This window comes from Psychrobacter sp. LV10R520-6 (assembly GCF_900182925.1).
Taxonomy (GTDB): domain Bacteria; phylum Pseudomonadota; class Gammaproteobacteria; order Pseudomonadales; family Moraxellaceae; genus Psychrobacter.
Genome location: NZ_LT900024.1, coordinates 2,699,688 through 2,722,645, shown reverse-complemented (window position 1 = coordinate 2,722,645; position 22,958 = coordinate 2,699,688). Strand labels below are relative to the sequence as shown.

Sequence of the window (22,958 nt, the reverse complement as noted above, 5' to 3'; positions counted from 1 at the left end):
AATAAAGCACTCCTGATAAGATAGTAATTGATTACTATCTTATCAGGAGTGCTCATGGATTCCCATTCAAAAAATCTACCGGCCGATAAACGCCGTGCCGTAACTATCGAATCTGTCGTGGAGCTCGCCGGTACACAAAACCCAAGCAAGATTACTACTGCAGCTATCGCTAAACACATGAACTTGACTCAAGGGGCGCTGTTTCGGCATTTCCCGAACAAGGAAGCAATTTGGCAAGCGGTCATGGAATGGGTAGCAGAGCGCCTACTGGCTAGAATTGATAAATCTACAGAAGGAATTGAGTCGCCTTTGTTGGCTATGAAAGCGATGTTCATGAGTCATATCGAGTTCGTGGTCGAGCATCCCGGTGTACCGAGAATGATTTTTGGAGAACTTCAGCGTGCCGAATCGACACCAGCCAAGTGTATGGTGCAAACCTTGATTCAGCGTTACGGCGAACGCTTGCATCATCTTATCGACAAAGGTAAGACCAGCGGCGAGCTTTCATCATCCCTTGATAGTGAAGCGGCGGCAACACTATTTATTGGTACCATCCAAGGTTTGGTGATGCAATCGATGTTGGTAGGTGATGTCCGCCGTATGCAACGCGATGCACCGCGAGTTTTTGCGATTTACATGCGTGGCATAAGGGGTGCTCAATGAAGAAGTTGCCCATACAAGGACGAACTTTGGCGCTACTTGCCGTCATCATTCCGTTGCTAGCACTCTTCATTTATGTCGGTCTACGATCAGGGCCGCTCGCCCCTGTCGCGGTGACAGTAGAAAGTGTGAAGTCAGGCGCAATCAGACCAGCACTGTTCGGCATTGGCACAGTAGAGTCACGTTATACCTATAAGATTGGACCGACATTTGCAGGTCGCGTTAAGAGCTTGGATGTGCAAGTGGGAGATCAAGTAAAAGCGGGACAAATACTTGGTGGGATGGAGACAGTCGATCTCGATGATCAGGTGCGCTCGCAAGAATCTGTGCTCAAGCGAGCAGAAGCGGTGTTACAAGAGTCAAGAGCTCAGCAAGCCTACGCGCAAACACAGTTAAATCGCTATGAGCAATTATTGGTTGTGCAAGCGGTCAGTGAGGAGAGCGTCGCCACAAAAAAACAGGAACTACAGATCGCTAATGCTGACCTATCCGTCGCTCAGGCAGACCTTGCTCGAGCACACTCCGACCTCGAAGGATTCATCGCGCAGAGAAGTAATCTACGCCTAGTCGCGCCGGTCGATGGGGTGGTTGCCGTGCGCGATGCTGATCCCGGCACCACGATCGTCGCAGGGCAGGCAGTGGTAGAGGTAATAGACCCCAAAAGTTTATGGATCAATGCGCGTTTCGACCAAATCAATGCATCGGGGTTAGCTGCAGGCTTACCGACTCGTATCGTCCTGCGCTCGCGCAGCGGCCAAACCTTGAAAGGTAGCGTGCTGCGTGTGGAGCTCAAGGCCGACGCGGTAACCGAGGAGATGCTCGCCAAGGTGACCTTCGATAATCAACCGGACCCTTTGCCGTCAATAGGCGAACTGGCAGAAGTCACAGTTGACTTACCGGCGCTCCCGGTCGTTCCTCTTATCTCCAACGCTGCCGTCCAGCGTGAGGGGGACAAGGTCGGTGTCTGGCAGATAGTGAATGGTGATCTGCATTTTTCCCCAATCAAGCTCGGTGCATTCGACCTCAATGGCTATGTGCAGGTGCTCGAAGGGCTCAACAAAGGTGACCAAGTCGTAACCTATAGCGAAGAGGCATTGAAGGTGGGCAGTCGTATCCATGTAGTCGATCGCATTTCAGGAGTGTCACCATGATCAGCTTAGCTGGTCGCGATATTCTTCATGCTTGGGGAAAGTTCGTCTTTACCGGTATTGGTCTGGGTCTGCTGATCGGCGTCACCCTCGTTATGGCCGGAGTTTACCGGGGCATGGTGGACGATGGCAAAGCCTTACTCGATAACAGTGGCGCTGATCTTTGGGTGGTGCAAAAGGATACACTGGGTCCCTATGCGGAGTCGTCTAGCATCAACGATGACGTGTATCGAACCATCCTTGCCATGCCGGGCGTCGCCGAAGCAGCGAACGTGACCTACCTAACCACACAAGTACATAAGGGCGAGAGTGATGTACGTGCCATGGTAGTTGGCATTGCGCCTGGCGAGTTGGGAGCCACACCTGGATGGCCTCCTTATCTCGTTGCTGGCCGCCAAATCACGCGCAGTCACTACGAGGCGGTGGCCGACATCGCTACCGGCTTTAAATTGGGAGATTCTCTAGCTATTCGTCGCAATCATTACACTGTTGTGGGGCTAACACGGCGCATGGTATCGTCTAGTGGTGACCCGATGGTATTTATTCCGCTCAAGGATGCCCAAGAAGCCCAGTTTCTCAAAAGTAACTACGCCATTTGGCAAAGCCGGCGGCGCACTGAAGCCAATCAAGCCTTTAATCGTCCCGGTGTTCCGGGTTTGCTAGATGCTGTGATTGCTTCACAGAGCACCAACTCGTCCGTCAATGCCGTACTGGTCACACTGAAATCTGGCTATGCACAGAACGAAGTAGCTGAATCCATCCAGCGCTGGAAGCTTTTAACGGTCTACACGCGGGCACAGATGGAAGGCATCCTCGTCGGCAAGCTAATCGCTACCTCGGCTAAGCAGATCGGCATGTTTCTAGTAATTTTAGCCATTGTTAGCGCGGCTATTGTTGCTTTCATCATCTATTCGCTGACCATGGACAAAATCCGCGAAATCGCGGTATTGAAGCTCATCGGCACCCGTAACCGAACTATCGCTGCGATGATCATGCAGCAGGCGCTTGCACTAGGTGTGATTGGCTTCGTGGTTGGCAAGATCACGGCCACTTTCGCCGCACCGCTGTTTCCCAAGTATGTGCTGCTCACGCCAATGGATTCCGTGATTGGTTTTTTTGCCGTGCTTGTAATTTGCATACTTGCCAGTATTATCGCCATTCGTATGGCACTCAAGGTCGATCCGGCCGAAGCGATAGGATAACCCAATGACTAAAAAAGGAATACTCATCGAAAACCTAAGCAAGCGCTTTGGCAAAGGTGACACGGCGGTTTACGCCTTAAAGGATGTGAATATGCAGGTTGCGCCAGGTGAGGTTGTCGGCTTGATCGGCCCTTCTGGTTCAGGCAAGAGCACGCTGTTAAAGTGTCTGGGCGCGGTGATTGCTCCAAGCGCCGGTCGTATGACGTTAGGCGATGAAGTCATCTACGACGATGGTTGGAAAGTTCGTGATCTACGCGCTTTGCGCCGTGACAAAATTGGTTTTGTCTTTCAATCCCCTTACCTGATTCCATTTCTCGATGTCACTGACAATGTAGCCCTGCTACCGATGCTCGCAGGTATCTCAAATACAAAGGCACGAGCGAGGGCATTGGAGTTACTCACGGCACTTGATGTGCATCACCGAGCTCAAGCCATGCCCTCACAACTCTCCGGTGGCGAGCAGCAACGGGTTGCCATTGCGCGTGGATTAGTCAACCAGCCACCGGTGATTCTGACGGATGAACCAACCGCTGCTCTTGATGGTGTGCGCGCTATGGCCGTCATTCGCATCATCAACGACATGGCTCGGCAGTTCGAGACTGCCATCATCGTAGTCACGCATGATGAAAAAATCATTCCCACTTTCAAGCGTATTTACCACATCCGTGACGGTGTCACCCACGAGGAAGTTGGTGAAGGAAGAGGTTTCGAATAAGAGAACGATTGAACTATAAAAGTGTTTTATGACCTACCGTAAGCATTGCCCTGCAAGACGGCTTGCGAAAACTTGATTAGTCGCTGCGTAAGCAGCTGCAACAAACCCCAAGTTCCTCATATTCACCTAAGAAAGACTATAGATTTGTTAAATTACTGCAAGCTTCAGCCCGTAAAGTTTGTAGCAAATTTTATAGGCTTTATATTAGGGCGTGTTGAACATTGGGAATAAATTGATGACAAAAAAATAGCGAACAAGTAATCTTTAAGTTCTCACACCAAAAGATCACGTTCGCTATGCCTCGCACAATGCTCAAAGATGAACACTGGACAAGACTAAGACCTATCTTACTAGAACTTAATATCTATGACAAAGGAAATCTTAGACTAACCGTTGAAGGTGTGCTTTATCGTATGCGTGTGGGCTGTCCTTGGCGTGATCTGCCAGCTTATTTTGGTAAGCCCAACACTGTCTATAAGGCATATCAGCGTTGGTTTCGCAGTAATAAGTTGATTCAACTGTTTGCTTTATTAATCAAAGACTCAGACCTTGAATGGGTGTTTATAGATGGTACTCATATCAAAGCACACCAGCATAGCAATGGTCGTAATGAGACTGCGCAAGCCATCAGTAAAAGTGTCGCAGGACGCGCGACCAAGATTCACTTAGCAGTCGATGCTCATGGTAATCCACTCACTTTTATTTTATCAGATGGTACAACCCACGATGTTAAAGTCGCACCTGACTTAGTAGACAAGTTCGTCTTTTTACAGAACTGGCGTGCGACTATTATTCCAACGCTTGCCGTACCTGTGGTACTACTGGGTACTTTTGCAGTACTGTATATCGCAGGGTTTAGTATTAACGTACTGACTATGTTTGCCATGGTACTCTCCATCGGTCTGTTGGTTGATGATGCCATTGTCGTGGTAGAAAATGTCGAGCGGTTATTGGAAGAAGACCAAGATATCTCTATCAAAGACGCTACGATACAATCGATGGGTGAGATTAGTAAAATCGTTGTGGGTATCGCCCTTATCCTATCAGCGGTATTCGTCCCGATGGCATTCTTCGGCGGCTCAACTGGGGTAATCTATCGTCAGTTCGCCATTACCTTGATTACCAGTATGGTGCTGTCGGCGCTAGTTGCGCTTATCTTTACCCCTGCTCTATGTGTGACCTTGCTAAAACGTAGTAAAAGCCATGAAAAAGGCAATAGCGAAAATCAAAAAGGCTTCTTTGGTTGGTTTAACCGCTCTTTTACCAAAACCAGTCAATCTTATGAAAAGTTTGTCGGTAAAAGTTTCCGTTTTAAATGGCTGTATCTGATTGTTTATGCCGCGATTATCGGTATTATGGCAGTGGTATTCTTGCGTATTCCTGGCTCATTTTTACCAGAAGAAGATCAGGGCATTATGTTTACCGCGGTACAACTGCCTGCTGGTTCGACACTGAATGAAACGCAAGCGGTACTGGATAAAGTGAGCGCTTATTATAGTGGTCAAGAACCAGATAATGTAGCTTCAGCGTTTACCATCGCGGGCTTTAGTTTTGTTGGACAAGGACAAAACGTCGGTATTGCCTTCGTAAAATTAAATGACTGGGCAGATCGTAAAGGTGAAGAAAATACAGCGCGGGCAGTCTCTGATCGTGCACAGGGTTACTTCTTTACCCAAATCAACGAAGCGACTGTTTTTAATATTATACCGCCAGCGATTAGTGGGCTTGGTAACTCTAGTGGCTTTGACTTGATGCTCCAAGATTCCGGTAACGTCGGGCACGAAGGTCTGTTAGAGGCACGCAATATGCTGCTCGGTATGGCCGCTCAAAACGATAAAGTAGCCGGCGTACGTCCAAACGGACAAGAAGATGCGCCGCAGCTTAAAATTGATATCAACCAAGAACAAGCTGCTGCTTATGGTTTGTCGATGGCAAACATCAATAGCGTGATTTCAACCGCATGGGGGTCAAGTTATATCAATGACTTCGTTGACCGTGGTCGTGTCAAACGCGTGTTTGTACAAGGTGAGCCTAGTAGCCGTACCAATCCTGATGATATCGGTAAATGGTATGTCCGTAATGACAGCAACGAGATGATCTCATTTGATGCTTTCTCTAGTAGTAAATGGGAAACCGGTTCACCGGGTCTCACGCGCTATAACAGTTTAGCGTCAATGAATATCCAAGGTAGCGCCGCCCCTGGTCTTAGTACTGGTGAAGCGATGGATGCCATGGAAGCCATGGTTGAACAGCTACCAGAAGGCATCAGTTACGAATGGACTGGTCTATCATTAGAGGAGCAAAAGTCAGGTGCTCAAGCACCGATGCTGTACGCTATCTCAATCTTAGTGGTATTCTTATGTCTTGCTGCTCTGTATGAGAGCTGGTCAGTTCCATTCTCAGTACTATTGGTCATTCCACTTGGGGTATTGGGGGCGGTGCTATTTACTTGGTTCCGTGACTTCTCCAATGACATTTACTTACAAGTCGGTCTACTCACGGTGGTCGGGCTATCAGCCAAAAACGCCATCTTGATTATCGAGTTTGCGAGGGATCACCAAGAGGCAGGTTATAGTCTCACAGAGGCCGTCATGACAGCAGCGCGTCAACGCTTACGTCCTATTATTATGACCTCGCTTGCCTTTGGACTAGGTGTTGTGCCATTATTCTTAGCAAACGGTCCAGGTTCAGGCAGTCAAAATGCTATCGGTACCAGTGTTGTCGGTGGTGTGATAACCGCCACACTCTTAGGCATCTTCTTTATTCCGATGTTTTACATCTGGGTACGTAGTGCGTTCCCGCACAAATACGAGAACAACAAACCAAACGATAAAGATGATAGCAACGGTACGCCTGACTCGCACAACCCAATGCCTTCTGATAATTATCAACCTGCAAACCTTGGAGGCAATACATAATGAGTACTCAAAAAATGTTTACCAATAACCCAGCAGCGGTGGCGGTCTCTGCTACCTTTGCGCAACCGGCTCTATCACGCTTGCGCAAAGGTAGCAGTCGCCTACTAGGTCTAACGGCCTTAGCGATGAGCATGGCAGCTTGTAATACTATCCCAAAAGCTGATATGCGTCCTGTGCTGGCGGTACCTAACATTCCAATCGAACAAACCTATGGTGCGTTTGATAAGGAAACGGTCAGTAATGCTCAGCAAGCCAGTCTCGCCAGTCAACGCTGGCAGAACTTTTATAGTGATGAGCGTCTGAAGGGTCTTATTGCATTGGGTCTTGAGAATAATAAAGACTTTGAAAGTGCCAGCTTGGCTATTGAAAAAGCACGCGCTCAATATCGAATTACTGATATTCGTGATCTGCCCACCATTGATGGTAGCGCCGGCTACTCTCGCCGGCGTCAAAGCAGTCCAATAGGCGGCAGTCAAACTGGCGATAGTTACAATGTGCAATTGGGCTTAGCCAACTACGAGCTCGACTTTTGGGGCAAAATTGCCAGTCTAAAAGAGCAGGCATTGCAAAATTTCTTAGCAACGACTGCGGCAAAAGATGCCACCCAAATTAGCTTAATTAGTAATATTGCCCAAAGCTATGCTAATTTAAGCTATAGCTTAGCGCAGCTAAAACTGGCAGAAGCGACGGTTGAGAGCCGTGAAAGATCGCTATTCATTGCCAGTAAGCGCTTTGAAGCCGGTATCGATCCTAAACTGCCCTCGTTACAGTCAAGTGCATCGCTTGAGAATGCTAAACTTGCGGTACTACGGGCGCAAAGCAGCATCTTAACCTCACGTAATGCGCTACAGTTTTTAGTAGGTGCTCCCATTCCAGGCGGTCTTATTCCAACGCCTGCTGTTAGTAATGTGACCACACAAGAAATCTTTAGTGCCGGTCTACCAAGCGAGCTACTACGCTATCGCCCTGATGTATTACAAGCGGAATATAATCTTAAAGCCGCTGGTGCTAATATTGAAGTGGCACGCGCGTCTTATTACCCTTCAATTAGCCTTGCCAGTAGTGTGGGCGTGAGTAGTGATAGTTTAAATGATTTATTTAGCAGTGGCGCAGTAGGTTGGTCATTTGGCCCAAGTATCAGCGTGCCCCTCTTTGATGCCGGACTCTTGGATGCCAACTATGATGTGGCTAAAATCGAACGTGAACAAACGCTTGCCAGTTACGAGAGATCTATTCAAACGGCGTTTCGTGAAGTATCAGATGTTCTTGCAACGCGGGCAACATTAGGTGAGCAGCTTGAGTCACAGTACCGTCTACAAGATAACTTCGAGCAAACCTATCAAATTGCGGACGCTCGTTTTAAAGCCGGTATATCCAACTACCTAGACGTACTCGATGCTCAACGCTCATTGTTCTCAACTCAGCAAGGGATTTTAGATTTAGAGCTACAAAAAATTATTAGCCAAGTTGAATTGTACCAGGCCCTTGGTGGCGGTGCTAATTTTGGTGTGCCAACCATTATTCCAGTACCACAATATACCAACGTGGCACAATTAGGTAGAGCGCCTGGCAATAGTGCTGAAGCAAAAGCCGCTTACGCTATCGATGCCGCCAGTTCAGCGCGGGTAATTTCTGTGCAAGAAGCCATTGCCATTAAGCAGTCAAATTCGCCAACGACAGCTGTCTTTGAACCAACTGCGATTGTCGATATCGATAATGATAACGATGCTGATGCAGCAGTCGGTGTTTTGATTGAAGAAACTCCTGTTGAACAAGTACCAGTCACGCAGATTATTGAACCTTAAGCGCCTGCTAGGTAAGTGATAAACAAGTAATGATAGATAAATATCGCACAATCAGCCCTGCCGCTTCGGTGGGGCTGATTGCTTTTGAGCGCCGCTTTTGGTTATAGTAGTCTCACAACATTTCGCGCTACTTTTAAACGGCTATCTAATAAATAATAATATTATAAACAACAACCAAATGACCCAATGACCCAATGAAAATATAATAAGGACCTATTATGACTTATACCTTTAACCGCCAATTTCCCGAAACTCGTCTACGTCGCCTGCGTTATAACGACAATATACGCGCGATGATTCGTGAAGTTGAGCTACATCCTAAGCATTTTATTGCGCCGGTTTTTGTATTAGAAGGCACTAACGAGCGCCAACAAATCGCTAGCATGCCGGGCGTTGAGCGCTTGTCGATAGACCTGCTCATTAAGCACGCCAAAGACTTGTTGAGCGAAGGCGTCACGACCATCGATATTTTTCCAGTGATTGATAATTCACTCAAAACCCCTGACGGTAGGTCTGCTTATGATGAAAACGCTCTCACTGCACGTGCAGTAAAAGCGGTCAAAGACGCCGTACCAGAGATGGTCGTCATGACCGATGTGGCGTTGGACCCTTATACCTCACACGGTCAAGATGGCTTGCTGGATGACACAGGCTATGTTATTAATGATGAAACGGTTGAAGTATTAGTTAAGCAAGCGCTCGTCCATGCGCGTGCTGGCGCTGATATCATCTCCCCTAGTGATATGATGGATGGTCGTATCAAAGCCATGCGTGATGCTTTGGAAGCAGAAGGTTTTTTCAATACGGCTATTATGGCTTATTCAGCAAAATATGCCTCCGCTTACTATGGTCCATTCCGTGATGCCGTCGGTAGTGCGGGCAACTTAAAAGGTGGTCATAAAAAGCAATATCAGATGGACTTTGGTAATCGCGCTGAAGCGCTACATGAAGTCGCTATGGACATTAATGAAGGTGCTGACATGGTCATGATTAAACCAGGTCAGCCGTATTTGGACTTAATCCGTGAAGTCAAAAACACCTTTGGCGTACCCACATTTGCATACCAAGTCTCTGGCGAGTATGCCATGCATATGGCGGCGATTCAAAACGGCTGGCTGACTGATGCCGTTATTTTAGAATCACTCATTGGCTTCCGCCGTGCTGGCGCTGATGGTATTTTGACCTATTTTGCATTAGAAGCAGCAAGACAGCTAAATAACGCTTAATTTCAACATATTTTTGCTTATTAAAAAAACCGTACCCGCTACTATCAAGCAGCGGGTACGGTTTGTTTGTATTGCCTTACCCTAAAACTCAAACAGCACTTTATCAAATAGCACTCTATAAATGCGCCCGCTCATGCGGCTCATCAAAGTCAATCAAAGGACCAACGGGTACGATAGCTGTAGGGTTGATAGTGGCATGGCTAGTGTAATAATGCGCTTTAATATGATCCATATCTACGGTATCTTTAATACCCGGTACTTGATACAAATCACGCAGATAACCCCAAAGATTGGGATAGTCAATGATGCGGCGAATATTACATTTAAAGTGTCCGACATAAACCGCATCAAAACGTACTAATGTCGTAAATAAACGCCAATCCGCCTCAGTTATCGTGCTACCTATTAAGTAACGTTGGTCTGCCAAACGTGCCTCTAAAGTATCTAAGGCATCAAATAGCGCCACTACTGCTTCTGTATAAGCGGCTTGCGTGCTCGCAAAACCAGCTTTATAGACGCCATTATTGATAGCATCATAAATAAACGCATTTATCTCATCAATTTCTACTATCGCATCGGCAGGTAGAAAATCACCAGCTACTGCCCCAACGCCATTAAAAGCTGAGTTAAACATACGAATAATCTCAGCGGATTCATTGCTGACGATGGTATTGGTCTTTTTATCCCATAATATCGGTATTGTCACCCGCCCCGTATAATTTGGTTTTGCCGCGATATAAACCTCATACAGATAACTTGCATGGATAATAGGGTCAACGATAACACCTGTGCCCTCTGCAAACGTCCAACCTTTATTACCCATAAAAGGATGAACCACAGACATCGAAATAATATCTTCTAAGCCTTTTAGCTGACGAAAAATGGTCGTGCGGTTTGCCCATGGACACGCCAAAGAGACATATAAATGATAACGATTGGCTTCGGCTTGAAAGCCACCCCGACCCGACGAACCAGCACTACCATCTACGGTTACCCAATTTCTGAAGCCTGCATCTTCACGCTCAAAGCGTCCACCGCTAGATTCTGTGTCGTACCAATTATCCTGCCACTGCCCATCAACCAATAAGCCCATTTGATACTCCTAATCCTTTTACTGTTAACTTAATTTTATTAGATACTATTCAATTATCATAAGAATCGTTTTTTTCATATCTGCAACAGTATTACTAGATTGCCAATATCAAGCGACGCCCCTCTATTAACAATCAAAACTAAACCATCATTATATATTAACCATTAAAACTACACAAACAACCTTATTTAATAGTTAATATAAAGCTGAATCGTAAGTATTTCAATAATAAGGCAGTTTAGCTAGAAAAAAGACTTGCAAAGTAATAGAAACTTGATTGAATACTCAACCTAAATAGGCGTATAGCTCAGTTGGTTAGAGCGCTACCTTGACATGGTAGAGGTCAGCAGTTCGAGTCTGCTTATGCCTACCAAATTTAGAAAGCCCCAATCTCACGATTGGGGCTTTTTTTTGGCTGTAATATATGGGCTGTAGAGGAAAATTCTTGCTTGCATGGTAATCATCCCAACCATAAGACACCAAATAAATAGAATTAAGCGGCGTGGTTTAGTTTCTGTATCGGCGTAAAGCCGCCATTGCCCATATTAGGGCGCTCGTGATTGTAGTGATATAACCAAGCTTCAGCTTGCTGACGTACTTGATCTAAATCAGTAAACAACGCTTGGTTTAACCAGTCATAGCGCATGGTTCTGTTGTAACGTTCAACATAGGCATTTTGCTGTGGATTGCCAGGCTCAATATAACTGATCGTGATACCTTGTTCTATCGCCCATTCTTTGAGTGCATTACTAATGTACTCAGGACCGTTATCACATCTTACTTGAGCAGGTTTACCTCGACATTCAATCAGCTGATTCAGACTGCGTATGACTCTTTGAGCGGGTAGCGAGAAGTCAATCTCGACCGTCAAGGCTTCTCGGTTGTAATCATCAATCACATTAAACAGTCTAAAGGCTCTGCCATCAGTTAGGGCGTCATGCATGAAATCCATACTCCAGCTTTGATTCGGCTCTACAGGTACAGCAAGTGGTATTGGTTTGGCACGCTTAATGCGGCGCTTAGGTTTGATTCTAAGGTTCAATTCAAGCTCACAGTAGATACGATACACCCGCTTATGGTTGTATGGCAGTCCTAGCACGTTTCGTAAGCTTAAAAAGCATAAACCAAAGCCCCAGTTCTTATTCTGGTTGGTCAAATCTATCAACAAATTGGCTATTTGGCGGTTCTCATCAGAGGCAACTGACTTAGGGTAGTAGACCGTCACGCTGATATTAAAGATTGAGCACGCCCTGCGGATGCTTATGCCACGATCTTCAATGTAGTAACAAGCCAACGCTTTGCGCCTTACTGGCGCTACCACTTTTTTGACATGGCATCCTGTAATATGTCTGATTTAAGACATTCATCGGCATACATCTTCTTTAATCGGGCATTCTCAACTTCAAGCTCTTTGAGACGGGTGATAAGCGCGGCATCCATGCCACCATACTTAGATCGCCAGTTATAGAACGTGCTTTGGCCTACATTGTGCTCACGGCAGAGCTCAGTAATGGGCACACCCTGTTCTGCTTGTTTGAGGATGTTGACGATTTGGTTGTCGGTAAAGCGTGACTTTTTCATGAGTTTCTCCTGCTGGTAGTTTAGCAGTTAATCTCTACTTCTAAGTGTTCTTGTTTTTAGGGGGGATTACCGATCCATCTGGGTCACGTGCTCAGAATGAACAAGATCCCAGTGCAATTCCAACGCTTCTGGGCCAACCAAGTAACCGTGGTTAGCAGCAAGGGTATCTATTTCTTCAAATTCGCTGCTCACTCCCCGAGTGACCATTACCCCTTCGCTCTCTAAAGCGCGAACACTGGCTTCAAAATTCTCTATCACAGCATCTTGTGCGTCTTCAAAGACAACATTAATAGGAATAAAGAATTTGAGTTGACTGATAGGTGTTGGTTTGGGCATTGCGACGGCTCGCCCGTTGAGAATTTCTGCCGCACCGATGCAGCTTTTTAAGTCAGCAGCAAGTGGACCAAAGGTATCCAATGTCGGTGAGAGTGGAAACGTACCACCTTTTGGAAACGCTCTACTAGAACCTTTATAGCCGACTATGCCATTTAATCCAGCAGGAATACGTATCGAGCCCCCAGTATCACTGCCGACAGAAAGTGGTACTAGTCCGCGGGCGATAGCGACACCGCAACCTGATGACGAGCCACCAGGAATACGAGCAGGGCCTGTGCCATGTGGGTTTTGAGGAGTACCAAAATGCGGATTAAGACCTAGACCAGAATAGGCAAATTCAGTCATATTAAGACAGCCTATCGATATAAGGCCAGCTCGAGTGGCATTTGCAACCATATCGGCATCATGAGTAGCAGGCGTGTTAGATCTGAATACAGTAGATCCTGCGGTGGTGACTCGACCTTCTATATCAAAAAGGTCTTTCCATGCGATAGGGATACCATCCCATAGACTAAGTAGATTACCTTCACGGCGGCGTTTTCTAGAAGCATAGGCTTCTTTCAACGCCCGTTCTTCGAGCAACTCTGTAAAAATAGCGGGATCAGAAGCTCTTATGTTTGCAAATGTCTCTTCAACAAGCGCTACCGGACAAAGACTACCTTCTTTTAGGCGGGCTGCTATGTCTATAGCCGAAACAGAATCTTTGGTAAGATTGCTCACAGTCCGTGTGATCACAATGCACTCCATTTTGTTAAATTTATTAATTAGAGGTCGTATTACTAAAATATAGTCTGATAATAGATATCATAGGAATACTTGATAAGTAATAAAACTTTACTTACTAAGTAGGGCGTGTTGAACATTCATAATTTCAGCCAGATATAAGCGCAAGCGAGAGCTACTGTATTCTCATAACTCTGCTTGAGCTTATCAAATCTGGTGGCAACCGCCCTATACTGTTTTAGCTTAGCAAAGGCGTTTTCTACTAGATGCCGTGCTTTATACAAATCCCAGTCCATATGGTCGTTAGAGGACTTAGTGTTTCGTTTTCGAGGGATATTATCCCAGCTCCCTGCTTGCTTGATGTATTCTCGTAGCGTCTCAGAGTCATAGCCTTTATCGGCGCATAGAATGTCTGTATCGCTTAAATCTATCTTATCAATTAAGTCTGGTGCTACCTTAACGTCATGAGTCGTGCCATCTGATAGAATAAAGGTGATAGGGTTACCATGAGCATCGACTGCTAAGTGAATCTTGGTGTGGCGCGACCTGCGACACTTTTACTAATGGCTTGGGCGACTTCATTGCCACCACTACTGTGCTGATGCGCTTTAATATGAGTGCCATCTATAAACACCCATTCAAGGTCAGACTCTTTGATTAATAAAGCAAACAACGCAATCAGCTTATCACTTCGAAACCAACGCTGGTAAGCCTTGTAGACAGTATTGGGCTTGCCAAAGTAAGCGGGTAAGTCGCGCCAAGGACAGCCAACACGCATACGATACAACACGCCTTCAACCGTATTTCTAAGATTTCCTTTGTCATAGATATTAAGTTCTAGTAAGATAGGTCTTAGTCTTGTCCAGTGTTCATCTTTGAGCATAGTACGAGGCATAGCAAACGAAGTCTTTTTTGTGTGAGAACTTAAAGATTACTCGTTTGCTATTTTTTTGTCATCAATTTATTCCCAATGTTCAACACGCCCTAGTTTAAGGTCAAAAACTTGCCGTAATAAAGGTTACGCTTTTGTAAAAAAGTGTTTAATATTGTGCTATTGTTCATATCATCGTAAATTCAAAAATCAGTAGCTGGCACTTTGGTTCAGATATCGCTGTAAGAACAGGTCCAGATAAAAAAAGCGTTCTATAAATAGTTAATGATGATTGATTACAATCAACTCCAACAGCGCTAGTGCTAACCCTTACCCATTACGGACATGATAATGAAAATAAGTCTAAACGCCATGGCAAAAGCGCTGCTGATGACTGCCTTTAGTAGTGCGCTGCTGTTGACCACTGCCCACGCTAATAATCCGTCACCAACTATCAAAGCGGATGCTCCCAATCGCTATATTGTCAAAAAAGGCGATACCTTATGGGATATATCAGGGCGCTATTTAGACAGTGCATGGCGTTGGAAAGAGATTTGGGCGACCAATAAACAAATCAAAAATCCCAACCTCATTTATCCTAATGACATTCTTATCTTATGCGTGATCCAAGGTAAGACTTTGATCGGTGTCGATACGGGCGAAGGCTGCGCAGGGGTAGAAAAACAACTGATTGGTAATGTGGTCGCTAGCACCGTAACGGTCACATCCACTGCCAATAGTATTCCTGCCATTCCGATGTCAGCCATTCGGCATTGGTTAGACAAAACAATCATTGTTAATCCAAAAGACTTTAATACCACGCCTTATATCTTAGCCTCCAAAAATCGTAATCTGATTACGGCGAGCGGTGACAAAGTCTATGCTAAGGGCGTACCGCTGATCATTGGTCAGCGTTATGGCGTCTACCATGAAGGCGAGATGTACGTTGAGCCTAAGACCCAAGAAGTCATCGGTTTAGAAGTGACGCAAGTGGCGACTGGCTTGGTCACTGCTACGGAAAGTAACGGCGTGACCAGCATACAGCTCATCGAATCTTATGGCAAAGAAGTCCGTGAAGGTGATCGGGTGTTTGTTGAGCTGGGCAACTCTATCCCACCAGTATTTTATCCTACGCCTGCGACTGTCAATCGTGGCGGCATGATTGTGCGGGTAATGGATTCAATCAGCTCAGCGGCGCGTGGTGGTGTGGTCGCTATTAACTTAGGTAGCAGTCATGGTGCCAAACCAGGGGATGTGTTGACGGTATATCAAAAAGGGCCGTTAGTACGCGATATCTTGGATAATGACACGCCAGTACGCTTACCAAGTGAGCCTAGCGGCATGGTGATGGTATTTAATACTTTTGATAATATCAGCTATGCTTATGTACTCAACTCTGAGCTGCCACTTAATGTCGGTGACCAACTGCTACCGCCCCCTTATTTGTAAGCGCTTATAAGCTACTAACTAATAAGAGCCAATCAATACGAGCTAAGCAACCATGATAGCAATCTCAACTCTTATATCCGATGACCAGCGCGCCGTATTGGCGCTGTGGCATGAGGTGAATGCGTCATTATCCGCTTACCATAAGCTGGTTACTACCTTTGGTAGCGCGCAGCAAGCATGGACGGCCAAGGTTGAAGCGTGGCGACAACTGGGTATTCATCCTAGTCATATTAAGCGTCACGAGCAGCAAGAGCAGACCCTAACCAGCATCGATACTATCGAGCAGGCATTAAGAGCTGATAAATACCAGCTGCTTTTTGCTGATCAGCCTGACTATCCTGCGCAGTTGCTACAAATCTACGATCCACCGCCGTTACTATTTTATCGTGGTAATAGTGCGTTGCTACATCAAGCGCAAATCGCTATCGTTGGCAGCCGAAAACCAAGCACGCATGCGCAAAAAATTACCTTTGATATAGCGCAATATTTGGCGCAAGCTGGCTACATTATCACTAGCGGCTTGGCTATGGGCGTGGATAAACGCGCACATTTCGGCGCTTTAGCTCAAGCCGATCCTGACTACCAAGGTCGCACGATTGGGGTGATGGGTACCGGTATTAATGTTTGCTACCCCAACCATCACGATCATTTATTTACTCAAATTATCGAGCAAGGTGGCTGTCTAGTCAGTGAGCTATTGCCACACACTCAGCCACATAAGCATACTTTTCCGCGGCGTAACCGCTTGGTTGCCGGTCTCAGTTTGGCAACGATTGTCACTGAAGCGACTATCAAAAGCGGCTCGTTAATTACTGCTCGGCTCACCTCTGACCAAGGCAAACAAGTCTTTGCTATCCCAAGCCATATCGATAATAGTAATGCTGAAGGCTGTCATCATCTGATACGTGAAGGCGCAACCTTGATATATCATCCGCAGCAGGTGCTGGATGATGTCAACGTACAACTTAATATTTATCCTAGTGATCTTAAAAGCATCGAACTCAACCAATCAGCAGATACCTCATCCAAATCTAATACTGAGCAGCTTACTAATAAGCAAAAAGCCAGTGTCGCCTCTAAGGTTGCTATCCCTGAACATTTAGAAGTCGTTTATAAACAACTTGATTGGCACGGACAAGATTTAGATGCCTTACTGGTATCTACAGAATTAACGGCACCGCAATTAATCGGCCAGCTGATGGAGCTTGAACTATTAGGTACTATCAGCGAACAAGGGGGACGCTATTTACGCGTTTAGTTATCTATTTAAATAAATTTCTATATTTGTTTATTTAGTCTTATTGCCACACATTACTTATTCTTCTTGCTTTTCTCTTTGAAAATTCAACCGTACACTATGAAATCATCCATGCTCCCAGACACGCCTTTAACAACTAATTCTGTCACTCAAGCTGCTCAATACTTAAGGGCAGGGCAGTTACTTACTTATCCAACCGAAAGCGTGTGGGGCATCGGTTGTGATCCGTTTAGTCAGCTAGCAGTACAACAGCTACTTGCTATTAAACAGCGCCCAATGGATAAAGGCATGATTGTGGTGACCGATAGTGCGGCACGTATTGCGCCATTGTTAGAGAGCTTAAGTGCTGAGCAGCGTCAAACCGTCCTCGACAGTTGGCATATCTCGCCTAATGCTGTAGCCCAGCAAGCGCATACCTGGTTATTACCTTTATCTCAATCCCAATCATCTCAGTCGCTTAGCGTGCCGATTCCGTCTTGGATTACCGGTGCTCATGATAGCGTAGCGGTACGTGTTATCGCCCATCCGTTGATTCAACAGCTGTGTGCGCAAGTGGTTTCAGTAAGTAACCCTTATGGTTTTATTGTTTCGACCAGTTGTAACCCTTCGGGACAACCGCCAGCATTATCGTTAGCACAGGCGCAAGGGTACTTTATAAATAGTGAGTTTGCTCAGCAAGTTGCTTACTTGCAAGGCGATACGTTAGGTTACGAGTTACCTAGCCAAATACATGATGCGCTTACGGGACAAGTTATTAGATAGCATTTAATTTCAATATCCAACACTCTTCTATATCTTAATCCCTACAATTGTACTCTTGTTTTTGTAGCACGTTTTTTGTCACACTCAATATAATAACGCTAGAAAATATAAGGATAAGAGATGATGAATATTTTAATCAGTGGTGGATCAGGGTTTTTGGGTAGCGCGTTCAGTGATGAGCTTATCAAACGTTATCGTGCGCAGGATAAGGATTTACACATCACCTGGCTAACACGCGATAGCAGTCAGACGCATCCCAGTACAGTTAGTATGATGACTTATGATGAGCTAGCACAGACCGATAAAAGCTTTGATGTTATTTTAAATCTCGCAGGCGCTGGTATTGCTGACTCGCGCTGGAGCGATGAGCGTAAAGAGCAATTGCTTGCCAGTCGGGTCAAGCCTACCGAATCGCTACTAGAATTTATTGCGCGTAGTAGTGTGAAGCCTAAAATGTTGGTTAGCGGTTCAGCGATTGGCTGGTATGGCACGCAAAGTGATAAACCGTTGACTGAGAGTAGTCAATCTAAGACGGATTTTTCGCATCGTCTATGTGATGAGTGGGAGCAGCTCGCGCTAAAAGCGACTGAATATGGGGTACCCGTCGCTATTGTGCGCACAGGCGTGGTTATTCATCCTGAAGGCGGTATGCTCGGTAAGCTACTACTACCCTTTAAACTGGGACTGGGTGGTCAATTGGGTGACGGTAAGCAAATCATGAGCTGGGTCAGCCGTGATGACTGGGTAGGGGCGGCTATCTTTATTATTGAGCAGCATCTTGCTGAAGAAACCAACGAGCAGAAGATCAGCAGCTCAAGTACTAATAACAATACCTTAATAACAGAAAATGATACGCCAGCGGTGGTGTATAACCTGACTGCGCCCAATCCTGTGACTAATCGTACTTTCACCAAAGCGCTTGGGTCATGGCTGCATCGCCCGACGTTTTTTACTTTACCAGATTTCTTACTCAAGCTGATGTTTGGTGAGATGTCGACGCTGTTAATTGATGGCCAGAAGGTACTGCCACAAGCTTTACTTGATGCTGGTTATGAGTTTAAGCAGCCAACGCTTGAGCAAGCGTTAGCGGAGCAGAAATAATAATTGGGTAAATCAGTAAAATAGATATTGTTTCATGTGAAACATAACTAAGTAGCTTGTTTATCAATTATAAATGCCAGAGTAGTTACCATTAAGATTAATAATACTCAGTATTAATTATTGAGACTTGTGGAAAATTGATGAAAATACCTAATTGATATAGTGAGCTACAAGGTTTTGGCTTAGGATGTCGCTATCTTCATATGATTAGATTTTATTATGTGGCTCTTTATCATCCTAACCCAGTTATTGGCGTTAACGACCAGCGTCATTCTCTGGTGGCTGATTCAGCCAAAGCGCCCTGTTAACAAAATATGCATGGTCCTAAGCGTTTTTATCCTCAATAACATTGCACTCATTTATGGGCTGAGTGACTTTTGGCGTGACCGCTTTTATGTTTATTTAGTCGTCAGTATTTTGCAAGGCGTTATGGTTTATGCTGCCTTAATAACTGCTGCTATTGCGCTGTTTTATTGTCAGGTACTCAAACAGCAAGCACGTCCCAAGCTCATACGGGCGATTGCTGCTGTGAGTTTTATTGGTATCGTTGGTTTGGCAGTGTTTAATGCGTATTCTCCAATAGTTCATCGTTTGACTGTAACTACGGATAAGCCACTGGATAAACCGATGACTATAGCGTTGGCATCTGATACGCATTTGGGTAGATGGTTTGGCAATCGGCAGTTGGATAAATTAGCCAGTCTCATTGAGGCACAAAATGCTGACGTAGTGGTGCTGGCAGGCGATATTATGAATGACAGTACGGCCTATTATGACAAGACCAATATGCATAAGCGTTTGGCAAAATTAAATGCGCCGCTAGGCGTTTATGCGGTACTGGGCAATCATGATTATTCAGGCAATCAAGTAGAGATTGCCCAAGCAGTTACGCGTGCTGGGATAAAGGTGATTGATAACAAGAGTGTGTTATTGGATGACTCTGTATGGTTAGTGGGGCGCTCGGATATTACTGACCCTAGGCGTCGTCAACCAGCAGTAGATTTATTAGCGCAGGTAGACACAGACAAGCCGATAGTATTTTTGGAACATAGCCTCCCATCAACGAATGAAATAAGTGCTTTACCGATAGATTTACATTTATCAGGGCACACACATGGCGGGCAGATATTTCCTATGAATACTTATATGCAGTGGGTTAGAAAAATATTAGTGCAGGGTGCTAATCAGATTGACGATACACAGTTTCTAGTGACTTCAGGTTATGGGTTTGGTGCTGTACCTTTTAGGCTAGGCACTCGGGCTGAAATTTGGGTAATCACACTACAGCCTGCTACTTTACAGTCGGCAGATTAAAAATCAGGATCTAATAGTCTTTTAAATCTTATAAATGCAAGAATACGGCAGTAGAGTCTCCATAAAAAAACGCTAAGGTTAAGTCGTCCCGTGACAACGGTAGCGTTATGATTGTTAGTCTAAAGAGACTGTTATAATAATGACTATAAAATGACTATAAAGTAGGACAGACCATGCGCTACATATTTTTTACAGTCATTATTTTATCGTTACAGCTGTTTAGTTTGGGAGCCGCACTGAGCTTGCAATGGTGGCTACAGCCTTGGGCAACGTCAATATTATTAACAGTGGTATTTGTTGCTGTATTCGTAATCACCAACGGCCTATTATTGCTAAGCGTTAGTAAGCTACTTGCGAATAGCTATCGCTGGGTAAGTGGCTGGATGTTGGTGATGCATTTTATAATACTCACTGCTGCGGCAACTTGGTTGTTGTATGGTGGTTATTGGCTAGTAACCTTGGTTCTTGATAGTTCACTTCTTGATAGTACAATTAATGATTCAGAAATGGTCATGTTTTGGCTTCGTGTATTTGCTGTAATAGTATTTTTAGGGCTATTTATTTATACGTTATATAGCGCTTATGTCCCCGTAGTGCGAAAATTATCAATTAATATTGATAAGCCCATGCAGGGCCAACTACGTATCGCTGTGGCCAGTGATTTACATCTAGGACGGTTATTTGGTAACGGCGCTATTGATAGGCTACGTCATCTCGTTACCCAACATCAGGCTGATATGCTGCTGATGCCAGGTGATATTATGGATGATAATACGCAGGCGTTTACTGCTTATGATATGGCAGCAAACTTAACTGAATTATGCAATAGTCTGCCATACGGTAGCTATGCCACCCTTGGCAATCACGACTTATACGGTCATGAGCAGTCAATCAGTGATTCCTTACGCGCCGCTGGCGTGCAGTTATTAAATGATGAGGTAATGCGCTTAGAGCATCAAGGCCAAGCGATTTGGTTGGTTGGTCGCTTTGATAACCACAAACGTCAGCGGGTGGCGACTACCGAGCTGTTATCGCAGGTCAATACCGCTGAGCCAGTAATACTGTTAGATCACAGACCTAGTGATATTGCTGAGCATAGTGAGCTACCGATTGATTTGCAGGTCTCAGGACACACGCACAATGGGCAAATATTTCCAGCCAATTTCATTGTCAAAGCCCTTAATCGTTTGGGCTACGGTTATGAAGCCATTGGCCGTGGACATTTTGTGGTGTCATCTGGCTACGGATTTTGGGGCATACCGTTTCGCTTAGGATCAAGGTCTGAGATTTGGTTCATTACGCTAACAGGTATAGAAGTTACGCCTGCAAGCATCCGTGAATATTAAGATGCATTAAAAACGCTAAATCTCAATACCATTAACAACTGTCTTAATACTCACTCTTATTTTTATTCGGTCGGCAACACACGCGCTTCTGTGCTAACCAGCTGCCGGACAAACGTGGCGAACTCATCGATAATATAATCAGTCTCGCGCCCGATACCTTTATGAACGCTCATTAAATGAATGAAGCCATGCGGTGCACCTAGCACAGTATAAGTTTGCACCTTGATACCGTCGTCCTTCAACACCTTTGCATAAGCCAACCCTTCATCTCGCAAAATATCTAATTCAGCGGCAACGATGTAGCTTGGACACATTTGTGTATGGTTACCATGAATAGCTGAGACCAGAGGATGCGATTGGGGTAAGTCACTGCGTTTAATATAGGCAGTATTGAATACTTCAGTATCTTCGTGATCAAGCAGTAACCCTTGACCATATAGCGTCCAGCTCGGATATTCGGCTTCATAGTCCGTAACAGGATAGAGTGGCAACTGTGCTAATGGTCTTGGCAACTCTTGCAACATCCCTATAAAGTTATCATCGGCTAGGTCATCCTCACCAAAACCTTGCCACTGGGTTTTGTTCGGGACAGTAACTTGCTGTGCGACTAACGCGGCCAAACAGCCACCTGCGCTATCGCCTGATAAAACAATACGCGATGGTAACGCACCAAGCGTATGACAATGCTCAGTGAGCCAGGCATAAGCTGCGATGCAGTCTTTGAGCGCTGTCGGTGCTGTGTGTTCAGGTGCTAATCGATAATCAACGCTGACTACCACCCAGTTTGTTTGCTTACAGACGGTATGACAGAACTCATGATGGGTATCAAGATCGCCAATACAAAACCCGCCACCATGAAAAAATAGCATAACGGTTTGATCAGGATTGTGTTGACGGTTCTGTCCATGGCTCTGGGCAGCGTCAGATCTAGCCTGATAACAGCGAACGGTCATGTCACCGCCATCGGCATCAGCAATGGTTTTATCTTGCCAGCTGACTCTATTTTTTTGAACGTCTAGTTCAGTATCAGATGATTGCCAGACGCTAGGCGCTTGCAATGAGACCGCATCAGCACCAAATCTCCTTCTTAACTTAGGCAACTTTTCGAATGTTAATGGCTGCTTGAGCTTGTTGCTAATAGCCAGTATCAGGCGTAAATGGGCATCGGCATGAGGATATTGTTCAGCAGTTGATGCTTTTAGATGGTAGTTAAGACGTTCAAGCGCTGGTGTCGGTAGCTTACCCAATCCCTTCAATATATAGTGCATGGCATGCTGCTGATAGGTAGTTGCAGGTGTCTTAGTTTTGACAGTCTTAACTGTTTTTGTCACTAAGATATTGAGCGATGGTAGTGGTAAAATAGGCATAACATTCCTTGTTAGTTAATGTTTTATCAAAACCTAATCTGTTTTAGCACAGGTTTTGATAAAGCAGTCCTTATTTGATTTAG

Annotated in this window: 18 protein-coding genes and 1 tRNA gene; 14 read left to right on the top strand and 5 right to left on the bottom strand. The window is 45.3% G+C overall.

Annotation, left to right across the window (positions count from 1 at the left end):
- Window positions 1–54 precede the first annotated feature (54 nt).
- The 7 genes from U1P77_RS11395 to hemB all read left to right on the top strand — a co-directional run bounded on the left by U1P77_RS11395 (window position 55) and on the right by hemB (window position 9,674).
- A complete protein-coding gene (locus U1P77_RS11395; RefSeq protein WP_321155098.1) occupies window positions 55–663 on the top strand; it encodes a TetR/AcrR family transcriptional regulator in 609 nt (202 codons plus the stop codon).
- Window positions 660–1,811, top strand: coding sequence for an efflux RND transporter periplasmic adaptor subunit (locus U1P77_RS11390; RefSeq protein ID WP_321155097.1), 1,152 nt, complete (start codon window positions 660–662; stop codon window positions 1,809–1,811). The genes U1P77_RS11395 and U1P77_RS11390 overlap by 4 nt, the downstream gene beginning before the upstream one ends.
- Window positions 1,808–3,010, top strand: coding sequence for an ABC transporter permease (locus U1P77_RS11385; protein ID WP_321155096.1), 1,203 nt, complete (start codon window positions 1,808–1,810; stop codon window positions 3,008–3,010). The genes U1P77_RS11390 and U1P77_RS11385 overlap by 4 nt, the downstream gene beginning before the upstream one ends.
- Window positions 3,011–3,014: 4 nt before the next feature.
- A complete protein-coding gene (locus tag U1P77_RS11380; RefSeq protein ID WP_321155095.1) occupies window positions 3,015–3,725 on the top strand; it encodes an ABC transporter ATP-binding protein in 711 nt (236 codons plus the stop codon).
- Window positions 3,726–4,021: 296 nt separating this feature from the next.
- The gene (locus tag U1P77_RS11375) at window positions 4,022–6,643 is read left to right on the top strand and encodes an IS5 family transposase (RefSeq protein WP_321155094.1); all 2,622 of its coding nucleotides are present in this window, start codon (window positions 4,022–4,024) and stop codon (window positions 6,641–6,643) included.
- Window positions 6,643–8,448 (top strand): efflux transporter outer membrane subunit, encoded by a 1,806-nt coding sequence (locus tag U1P77_RS11370; RefSeq protein WP_321155093.1) that lies wholly within the window; start codon window positions 6,643–6,645, stop codon window positions 8,446–8,448. The genes U1P77_RS11375 and U1P77_RS11370 overlap by 1 nt, the downstream gene beginning before the upstream one ends.
- Before the next feature lie 218 nt (window positions 8,449–8,666).
- Window positions 8,667–9,674 (top strand): porphobilinogen synthase, encoded by a 1,008-nt coding sequence (gene hemB / locus U1P77_RS11365; protein WP_321155092.1) that lies wholly within the window; start codon window positions 8,667–8,669, stop codon window positions 9,672–9,674.
- A gap of 115 nt (window positions 9,675–9,789) precedes the next feature.
- Here the strand turns inward: hemB and U1P77_RS11360 are convergent, their stop codons facing one another.
- Window positions 9,790–10,767 (bottom strand): glutathione S-transferase family protein, encoded by a 978-nt coding sequence (locus U1P77_RS11360; protein ID WP_321155091.1) that lies wholly within the window; start codon window positions 10,765–10,767, stop codon window positions 9,790–9,792.
- Between the two features lie 296 nt (window positions 10,768–11,063).
- Here U1P77_RS11360 and U1P77_RS11355 point away from each other — a divergent pair.
- A tRNA-Val gene (locus U1P77_RS11355) sits at window positions 11,064–11,140 on the top strand.
- A gap of 120 nt (window positions 11,141–11,260) precedes the next feature.
- On the opposite strand, the gene U1P77_RS11350 is transcribed toward U1P77_RS11355, so the two are convergent.
- From U1P77_RS11350 to U1P77_RS11340, 3 genes are all read right to left on the bottom strand, one after another.
- Window positions 11,261–12,348, bottom strand: a protein-coding gene (locus tag U1P77_RS11350) for an IS3 family transposase (RefSeq protein WP_321155090.1) whose coding sequence is annotated in 2 segments (ribosomal slippage) — window positions 11,261–12,096 and window positions 12,096–12,348 — 1,089 coding nt in all. Because the reading frame shifts where the segments join, the coding sequence is not laid out codon by codon here.
- Window positions 12,349–12,414: 66 nt separating this feature from the next.
- Window positions 12,415–13,419 carry an amidase family protein gene (locus tag U1P77_RS11345; protein WP_321155089.1) on the bottom strand — a complete coding sequence of 335 codons (1,005 nt, stop codon included), beginning with the start codon at window positions 13,417–13,419 and terminating at the stop codon, window positions 12,415–12,417.
- A gap of 128 nt (window positions 13,420–13,547) precedes the next feature.
- Window positions 13,548–14,302 (bottom strand): IS5 family transposase gene (locus tag U1P77_RS11340; protein WP_321155088.1). Its coding sequence is split into 2 segments (ribosomal slippage): window positions 13,548–13,943 and window positions 13,946–14,302, totalling 753 coding nucleotides; the frame shifts between segments, so codons are not numbered across the junction.
- Window positions 14,303–14,629: 327 nt separating this feature from the next.
- On the opposite strand from U1P77_RS11340, the gene U1P77_RS11335 reads away from it, so the two are divergent.
- From U1P77_RS11335 to U1P77_RS11310, 6 genes are all read left to right on the top strand, one after another.
- On the top strand, window positions 14,630–15,727 hold the full coding sequence (locus tag U1P77_RS11335; RefSeq protein ID WP_321155087.1) for a LysM peptidoglycan-binding domain-containing protein: 1,098 nt from the start codon (window positions 14,630–14,632) through the stop codon (window positions 15,725–15,727).
- Between the two features lie 52 nt (window positions 15,728–15,779).
- The gene (gene dprA, locus U1P77_RS11330; protein WP_321155086.1) at window positions 15,780–16,985 is read left to right on the top strand and encodes a DNA-processing protein DprA; all 1,206 of its coding nucleotides are present in this window, start codon (window positions 15,780–15,782) and stop codon (window positions 16,983–16,985) included.
- A 111-nt stretch (window positions 16,986–17,096) separates the two neighbouring features.
- On the top strand, window positions 17,097–17,747 hold the full coding sequence (locus U1P77_RS11325) for a Sua5/YciO/YrdC/YwlC family protein (protein ID WP_321155085.1): 651 nt from the start codon (window positions 17,097–17,099) through the stop codon (window positions 17,745–17,747).
- A gap of 120 nt (window positions 17,748–17,867) precedes the next feature.
- Window positions 17,868–18,848: a TIGR01777 family oxidoreductase gene (locus U1P77_RS11320; RefSeq protein ID WP_321155084.1), complete on the top strand. Its 981-nt coding sequence runs from the start codon at window positions 17,868–17,870 to the stop codon at window positions 18,846–18,848.
- A 219-nt stretch (window positions 18,849–19,067) separates the two neighbouring features.
- Window positions 19,068–20,162 carry a metallophosphoesterase gene (locus U1P77_RS11315; protein WP_321155083.1) on the top strand — a complete coding sequence of 365 codons (1,095 nt, stop codon included), beginning with the start codon at window positions 19,068–19,070 and terminating at the stop codon, window positions 20,160–20,162.
- Between the two features lie 173 nt (window positions 20,163–20,335).
- A complete protein-coding gene (locus U1P77_RS11310) occupies window positions 20,336–21,508 on the top strand; it encodes a metallophosphoesterase (protein WP_321155082.1) in 1,173 nt (390 codons plus the stop codon).
- 62 nt (window positions 21,509–21,570) lie between these two features.
- On the opposite strand, the gene U1P77_RS11305 is transcribed toward U1P77_RS11310, so the two are convergent.
- Window positions 21,571–22,875: an alpha/beta hydrolase gene (locus tag U1P77_RS11305; RefSeq protein ID WP_321155081.1), complete on the bottom strand. Its 1,305-nt coding sequence runs from the start codon at window positions 22,873–22,875 to the stop codon at window positions 21,571–21,573.
- Window positions 22,876–22,958 lie beyond the last annotated feature (83 nt).

Bases quoted from the DNA above. Each gene is read 5' to 3' on its own strand.
- U1P77_RS11305 (WP_321155081.1), bottom strand. From the start codon at position 22,875: ATGCCTATTTTACCACTACCATCGCTCAATATCTTAGTGACAAAAACA.
- U1P77_RS11320 (WP_321155084.1), top strand. From the start codon at position 17,868: ATGATGAATATTTTAATCAGTGGTGGATCAGGGTTTTTGGGTAGCGCG.
- U1P77_RS11390 (WP_321155097.1), top strand. From the start codon at position 660: ATGAAGAAGTTGCCCATACAAGGACGAACTTTGGCGCTACTTGCCGTC.
- U1P77_RS11385 (WP_321155096.1), top strand. From the start codon at position 1,808: ATGATCAGCTTAGCTGGTCGCGATATTCTTCATGCTTGGGGAAAGTTC.
- U1P77_RS11310 (WP_321155082.1), top strand. From the start codon at position 20,336: ATGCGCTACATATTTTTTACAGTCATTATTTTATCGTTACAGCTGTTT.
- U1P77_RS11325 (WP_321155085.1), top strand. From the start codon at position 17,097: ATGCTCCCAGACACGCCTTTAACAACTAATTCTGTCACTCAAGCTGCT.
- U1P77_RS11370 (WP_321155093.1), top strand. From the start codon at position 6,643: ATGAGTACTCAAAAAATGTTTACCAATAACCCAGCAGCGGTGGCGGTC.
- U1P77_RS11375 (WP_321155094.1), top strand. From the start codon at position 4,022: ATGCCTCGCACAATGCTCAAAGATGAACACTGGACAAGACTAAGACCT.
- dprA (WP_321155086.1), top strand. From the start codon at position 15,780: ATGATAGCAATCTCAACTCTTATATCCGATGACCAGCGCGCCGTATTG.
- U1P77_RS11335 (WP_321155087.1), top strand. From the start codon at position 14,630: ATGAAAATAAGTCTAAACGCCATGGCAAAAGCGCTGCTGATGACTGCC.
- U1P77_RS11380 (WP_321155095.1), top strand. From the start codon at position 3,015: ATGACTAAAAAAGGAATACTCATCGAAAACCTAAGCAAGCGCTTTGGC.
- U1P77_RS11360 (WP_321155091.1), bottom strand. From the start codon at position 10,767: ATGGGCTTATTGGTTGATGGGCAGTGGCAGGATAATTGGTACGACACA.
- hemB (WP_321155092.1), top strand. From the start codon at position 8,667: ATGACTTATACCTTTAACCGCCAATTTCCCGAAACTCGTCTACGTCGC.
- U1P77_RS11395 (WP_321155098.1), top strand. From the start codon at position 55: ATGGATTCCCATTCAAAAAATCTACCGGCCGATAAACGCCGTGCCGTA.
- U1P77_RS11315 (WP_321155083.1), top strand. From the start codon at position 19,068: ATGTGGCTCTTTATCATCCTAACCCAGTTATTGGCGTTAACGACCAGC.